Origin of the sequence: Serratia sp. Res13-Sevr-LER1-36-b, from assembly GCF_015673035.1 — a bacterium.
In the GTDB taxonomy this organism is placed as follows: domain Bacteria; phylum Pseudomonadota; class Gammaproteobacteria; order Enterobacterales; family Enterobacteriaceae; genus Chania; species Chania fonticola_C.
Window position 1 is genome coordinate 1 of sequence record NZ_JADACK010000025.1, and the last position, 1,217, is coordinate 1,217.

The window sequence follows — 1,217 nt, forward strand, 5'->3', positions numbered from 1 at the left end:
GGCTTATATCCAAACCACGTCTGGGGCATGGATTTTGTTTCTGATGCGTTGTTTGACGGGCGACGACTGCGCCTGTTGACGGTTATCGACCTTTACACCCGCGAATGCCTGGGGAGCTGTGTGGGACAGAATCTGCGTTCGACAGAAGTGGCAGAGATGCTGAACAGCATAGCGCTCAGGCGTCCTTTACCGCAGTTGCTGAAAACCGATAATGGTTCTGAATTTGCAGGGAAAATGCTGGACAAGTGGGTGTATGAAAGAGGGATCAGGATCGACTTCTCACGCCCGGGAACACCGACGGACAACGCTACGGTGGAGTCCTTTAATGGCAGATTGCGGCAGGAATGTTTGAACGAGAACTGGTTCATGTCTGTGGAGGATGCACGGTGCAAAATCGAGGGCTGGCGCATACACTATAACCAGAGCCGTCCCCATTCTGCCCTGGGCTGGATGACACCTTCTGAATTTGCCGAGAAATCTGCCGGTTGCCAGAATATGCAGCCAGAATGAAGCCGGTTATTCCTGATTATGAATGGATCACATACGGGGAGCGGGTCATTCTTGTTCTTCACCTTCAGGAACCAGCTTATGCATTTGCCAAGTTGATACGCCGTGCCTGCTCATAGCGTGTTTTCCAGTATTGATTATCCAGTGTTGAGACGGTGACGCCAACGCTGCTGGAAGCATGAATAAACTTTCCATCCCCTATATACACGCCCACGTGGCGTTCCTGCGGTGACGTTTTAAAAAACACCAGATCGCCAGTATCTAAATCATGCTTACCAATCCGCGAGCCCAATTTGGCCTGTTCATGAGAGCTTCTTGGCAAACTTAAGGCGAACTCGTCAGCGAACACGCGCTGCATATAGGCAGAGCAATCGATTCCCTTACGGTTGTCTCCACCAAACTTGTAACTGACCCCTTCCCATCGATCGTAATGCGTCAGGATTTTATTGAGTTTCTGCTTATCGTTATGCGTATTAGCTGGGGTATTAGCAGTGTGGCGGTTCTCCCGGTAGGGCTCTGCGTTAGTAGAAAAGGTCAGTAAGGAGGTTAAAACCAGAATCAATAGAATAAAAATCTTGAGCATAGGGATGTCTGAAATAGAAATGAAGTGGCTATCCTTGATTGAGATAATTAGTCGTTCCTTATGATGTTAATTTAAAGCCTAGGTATTAAATAACGAATGAAGCTGCTAACTGATACCAAAATACTCA

At 47.9% G+C, this 1,217-nt stretch carries 2 protein-coding genes; one reads left to right on the forward strand and one right to left on the reverse strand.

Features of this window, described 5'->3' with window-relative positions:
• The coding region (locus tag IMQ33_RS19315; RefSeq protein WP_196062767.1) for an IS3 family transposase at positions 1 to 510 on the forward strand (510 nt) is incomplete at its 5' end.
• Positions 511 to 586: 76 nt separating this feature from the next.
• Here IMQ33_RS19315 and IMQ33_RS19320 read toward each other — a convergent pair.
• Positions 587 to 1,090: an NlpC/P60 family protein gene (locus tag IMQ33_RS19320; protein WP_173408694.1), complete on the reverse strand. Its 504-nt coding sequence runs from the start codon at positions 1,088 to 1,090 to the stop codon at positions 587 to 589.
• Positions 1,091 to 1,217 lie beyond the last annotated feature (127 nt).

What these genes read in the sequence shown, in the direction of transcription:
- IMQ33_RS19320 (WP_173408694.1), bottom strand. Translation starts at nt 1,090, where the DNA reads ATGCTCAAGATTTTTATTCTATTGATTCTGGTTTTAACCTCCTTACTG.